The sequence below is a fragment of the Paenibacillus sp. 32O-W genome (assembly GCF_007679495.1).
Lineage (GTDB): Bacteria > Bacillota > Bacilli > Paenibacillales > NBRC-103111 > Paenibacillus_L > Paenibacillus_L residui.
On sequence record NZ_VEGP01000129.1, the window covers coordinates 1 to 4,821 of the forward strand.

The 4,821-nt window shown below is 50.6% G+C and carries 4 protein-coding genes and 1 other annotated feature; of the genes, 3 read left to right on the plus strand and 1 reads right to left on the minus strand.

Going from position 1 to position 4,821, the window contains the following annotated elements; all coding sequences use genetic code 11:
- Together FS806_RS24955 and FS806_RS24960 are read left to right on the plus strand one after the other, a co-directional pair.
- Positions 1–528: transposase (locus FS806_RS24955; protein ID WP_186328535.1), on the plus strand; the 528-nt coding region annotated here is incomplete at its 5' end.
- A 165-nt stretch (positions 529–693) separates the two neighbouring features.
- On the plus strand, positions 694–915 hold the full coding sequence (locus tag FS806_RS24960; RefSeq protein WP_144942038.1) for a sensor histidine kinase: 222 nt from the start codon (positions 694–696) through the stop codon (positions 913–915).
- A 72-nt stretch (positions 916–987) separates the two neighbouring features.
- On the opposite strand, the gene metG is transcribed toward FS806_RS24960, so the two are convergent.
- Positions 988–2,613, minus strand: coding sequence for a methionine--tRNA ligase (gene metG, locus FS806_RS24965; protein ID WP_186328536.1), 1,626 nt, complete (start codon positions 2,611–2,613; stop codon positions 988–990).
- 158 nt (positions 2,614–2,771) lie between these two features.
- Positions 2,772–3,031 (minus strand) — a binding site (T-box leader).
- Between the two features lie 167 nt (positions 3,032–3,198).
- Between metG and FS806_RS24970 the strand changes: the two genes are divergently transcribed.
- Complete coding sequence (locus FS806_RS24970; RefSeq protein ID WP_144942036.1) at positions 3,199–4,587, plus strand: hypothetical protein; 1,389 nt, start codon at positions 3,199–3,201, stop codon at positions 4,585–4,587.
- The last annotated feature ends 234 nt before the right edge of the window (positions 4,588–4,821 follow it).

Consider the following 4,821-nt stretch of genomic DNA (forward strand, 5'->3'; position numbering starts at 1 on the left):
ATCCCGATTCTCCTCACCAACTGGGAGAAAGCACGGCGCTGCGTCATCTACCGGGAAGCCCACGAAACCGAGCGTACGACCGATGACCAATTGACGATGGCGCTTACGACCTATTCCTTCCAAGCCATCGTCACGAATGCCGAACTCAAGCCTTTGCCGCTGCTTCGCTCGTACAACAAGCGGGCCAACATCGAGAATCGCATCGATGAATTGAAAGAAGGTTATGCGGTGGAGCAGAACAGCCAGCATTCCCTGCTCCGGAACTTGCTGTTCAGCTGGATCAAAGCCATCGCCTACAACGTGATGGTCTGGTTCAAACAGACGCTGATGCCGGAATCGCTCAACCGGTGCGAAGTCCAAACGATTCGCCGGACGGTGATCCGGGTGCCCGCCAATGTGGTCGGTTCCGGCCGATACCAGCATATCCGGCTTGCGCCGAATCCGACGCTCGCTGGCATCGTCGACACCATGCAACACAAGCTTAGAGCGTTGGCTGAACGGTTCATACTCGTTCAGCCAGTGGCATGACGGATCGATTCATCGCCTCAACATGACGAAATTGGAACCTGTAAAATCAGGGTCTTCTTTGGGTTTGCCCAAAAGCGATTAGCACTCCCGTCTGAAAGCAAGAAGATTCAAAATCCAGTCCCAAAACCCGCATCGAAACGGGGATTCCGCGGACAATGACGGGTTATCCACAGGCTTGAGTTATCCACATTCCGATTTCATGTTGAAGATAACGGGGTCGGTATTGAGAGTGAGCGTCTGCGGCATATTCTCGAGCCTTCGAGCGGCCGCTCGGGAATCGGCCTGTCTAATACGGACCGGCGTTTGAGGCAAATCTACGGCCAAGGACTGCAGATCGAAAGCATTGTCGGCCAGGGAACTATCGTTAGATTCATAGTCACGAAGTAGGGAACGTTCTTCGGGGGGCTTCCCGCTTGCCCCCTTCCCTTCCTTCTTCCGATGCCGCCTTTCCCCTTCCCGTTACCCCTTGCCCAGGCGGGCAATTTCCTCTTCTATTACAGCAGCATCAATTCTTGTAAACAGCACCTCCAATGACCGGATAATTGTGCCGGGGGCTATCTCCGTATATTGCCATCCCGCCTGCGAGATGGACAGAAAGTCCCTGATTCTCCGACAAGTAAAGGGCAAGAACGGCTCCAATACATTCGCCAGGTTCGCTATGATTTGCACGCATGTAAATAAAGTATCCGCGCAATGCCGGCGGTTTTCCTTAATTTGCACCCACGGCTTGCGTTCGTCGAAAAATTTGTTGGCTCCGCGGATGAAAGTGAAAATCATCTCCAGAGCATCCTTCAATTTGCCCGCTTCTATGGCTTGGCCCGCTTGGTTATACAGCTCCATGATCTCCGGCTTCTTGCTTATCTCCATAGTGCCAGCCGGAATACGTCCATCGAAGAATTGGACAATGAACTTAAGGCTTCGGTTTACAAAGTTGCCGAAAGCGCCCAGCAGCTCGCTGTTGTGGCTGTATATGAATTCCCTCCAGGAAAAATCCGCATCCCGGTTCTCCGGCCCATTAATCGTCAGAAAATATCGCAGCGAATCCGGTTCATACCGCTGAATCATGTCGGTCACCCATACCGCCCAATTCCGGCTGGTCGAGATCTTCTTCCCTTCCAGCGTTAAATATTCGCTCGAAATGATTCTGTCCGGCAAGTGCAGATGGCGCCCCACCCCTATAAGCAGGGCAGGAAGAATGAGTGTATGAAACGGAATGTTGTCCTTGCCATGAACATAATAGGCGATGGTCTTCTCCGACCAGTAGTTCTCCCAGCTCCCACCGGTTTCCTGCGCCCACCTCATGCTGGCTGACAGATATCCGCTGACTGCTTCGATCCAGACATATATTTTTTTATCGCTGTCTCCTTCAAGAGGAACATCTACTCCCCAGGTTAAATTTCGGGTCGCCGCCCGGTCATGAAGTCCTTCGTCCAAATATCTTCGAGTCAATTGAACCGCGTTGTCCCTCCATCCGGTCGCCTCGCCTAGGTATTCCTCCAGCTTCTGTTGAAATTTGGACAGAGCCAGAAAATAATGATCGTCCTGTCTAGTAATAGGGGGGCTCCCGCACAGCTTGCACTTTTTATGAAGCAAATCGCCGGGGTCCAGCAGATTAGAGCAATAATCGCATTGATCTCCGCGGGCCTGCTGGCCGCAATGAGGGCACTGTCCCTCTACATAGCGGTCCGGCAAAAAACGGGAGCAGGCTTCGCAATAGGTTTGCTCAATCGCCTTTTTGTAAATATATCCATTGTCCAATAGTTGGAGAAACAGCTGCTGGACGAGGTGATGGTGGAACGGTTCATCCGTCCGGGTATATAGATCATAAGAAAAGCCAAGTTTCCGGAAGCAGTCGGCAAACTCGTTATGATAACGCTCCGCAATGACTTCGGGGGAAACCCCCTCCTGGTTAGCCCGGATCGATATGGGTGTTCCGTGACAGTCACTGCCGGAGACATAGAGCACCTCCTCCCCTCTTAGACGGTAATAGCGCGCCAGTATTTCGCCCGGCAATAAGCTTGCAATATGTCCCAAATGCAGCGACCCGTTAGCATACGGCCAAGCGCCCCCAATAAAAACACTCATGATCATGACCTCCAGTATATTGGAATATTGTAGTAACCCCACAAGGATAAACGGCTATCGCCGTCCTTAGGACGGGCGCGTTTACCGATGAAATATTAGAACAGGTATAGATGAAAACTTATACTTTCTATATATTTCAAAAAAACTCCCGTCCCCTAATAAGGGACGAGAGCCTATATCTCACGTGTTACCACCCGCATTCATCCATACTTCACAGCATGGACCTCTTCAGGTACGGCACTTAGGTGCGTATACCCTAGCACTATAACGGGCGCTCCCGGTGCAGCCTACTGCCGGATGGGTTCGATGCACAGCTCAGAGACCATATTCGCCGGATGCTTCTTTGCTCCTTCTCAGCTGCCGGAGCTCTCTGTTCAAAGAAGTGGGTCCAACTACTCTTTCTCTTCAACGCTTTTTTTCGAATATTCTTAATATTATATGTCATTATATTTCTTATAATCCCATTATGCAATCCCAAATCGCTTCTATTGACACAACCGCCAATTTTGGATATCATCTTGGCTATGATTCCTATATTTCTAATCGGAATAATAAGATTTATAAACTTTTTGTCAGGAGGAATTAATGATGAGCACCATCAAAGCTTCACTCTCCAAGTCGATACTAGCCGCCTCCCTTTCCTTGGCTGTACTGTTTGCCGCCCCGGGACAGCAGGCTCACGGCGAGGCTGTATCGCAAGCGCAGGTTTCCCGGCTATCTATCCATAGCCCGCAGGAAAATTATGCTCTCTTTCTCAAGGAAAAATTCCAGATCGAAATAGGCGATTCCATCACTAAAGGGGACTTCATTCAAGCTGTCGCCCAAGCTCTGAATATCCGGCCCTCGGAGAACGCGCCGCTTCCTTTCACCGATCTCGATGCCGCTAGTCCTGCCTATGCTGCCTCGGTGGCGCTTCATGAACAAGGCATCCTGACCGCTTCCGAGGTCCATGCGGACCGCAGACTCGATGTTCTCCAGGCCGCCTTCATCGCGGTCAAAGCGGCAGGATTGAAGGAGCTGGCCTATACCTATCCCAATGATAAAGTAGAGGCAGCCCTCTCCAAGCTGGGGTTAAATCCGGCCGCCTTCGATTTCTCGGCCGCACAAGAAATTGCCGCAGCCGTTGACAATGGACTCATTGCTCCCGCTTATTACGGAATTTTCTCCGGCAATCCTCCGGCGACCAAAGCTTTTACGGAAGAACTGCTGGGGAAAGTTTTGGCTCTGAAGGGCCAATATAAGCATTACCTCGGAGAAGTGAACGACCCGGATATTTACGGGAAGCTTGCACAAGCATATCGGACTTCGGACATTATCGAAGCCCCGGCACTGCAGCAAATCGTCAACAACGCTTTGGAGAACGGGCTCGTTACAGGCTATAATCTGAAGGATTCGCGCTTTGATCCGAACTTCATTGATTCCCTGTCCCTTACATACGGGCATTCGAATATCGAGCATGCCCTCCAACTTGTAGGGCTGCTCCGCAGCGAAGGGCTGAATGCCAAGGTTCAGCTGGAACCGAAAACTTCCGCATTCATTCACTTGGCTGAATGGGGGAAGCCCGAGGAATCCGAGACGAATAAGCTGACTCAAATCGCTAACGGAAACTATATCTTCTCCGCCAAGGAATACGATCTATCGCTCGAATTCGAGAACGCAGGGGACAAGGAACGTTTCCAATCCGTTATTCTGCAGTACGCCAAGAAGAATAGCGAAGACCAAACCGGTTTAATCGTCCATTCATGGTGGCAGCCGTTATACTATTCCTTGACGGAAATAGACGACTACGAAATTATTGCGAATAACAAAATTGTAGACGGACATTACTACGCCCAATCCTTTACTTTACAGGAAGATTCCGAGTCGATCGCGGAAGGCTTCCGGAATTTGTCTCCGGACATAGAGGTCATCAACTACACCTTCTGGGTAGATAAACCGTTCTACCATTATCTGACGGGAGAGGACTTCAAGTAAGCATCCACAGGTGCTCTCCGGAGCATCGATAAATTTAAACTATCGTGTCCTTCCAACGCCGCACTCCTTAATATAAGGAATGCGGCTTTTTTTCTTAATTGCTGCCAAGGAAACCTACCCATCCCTTACGCATGAAGGTCGCATTCAGATCCGTAAGGACGTCGCAAAGACGAGGTCGAGTAGGCGGGGCCTTTCCTTCGAGGATTGTGCCCCTTACCCCTCACAGATCCGTAC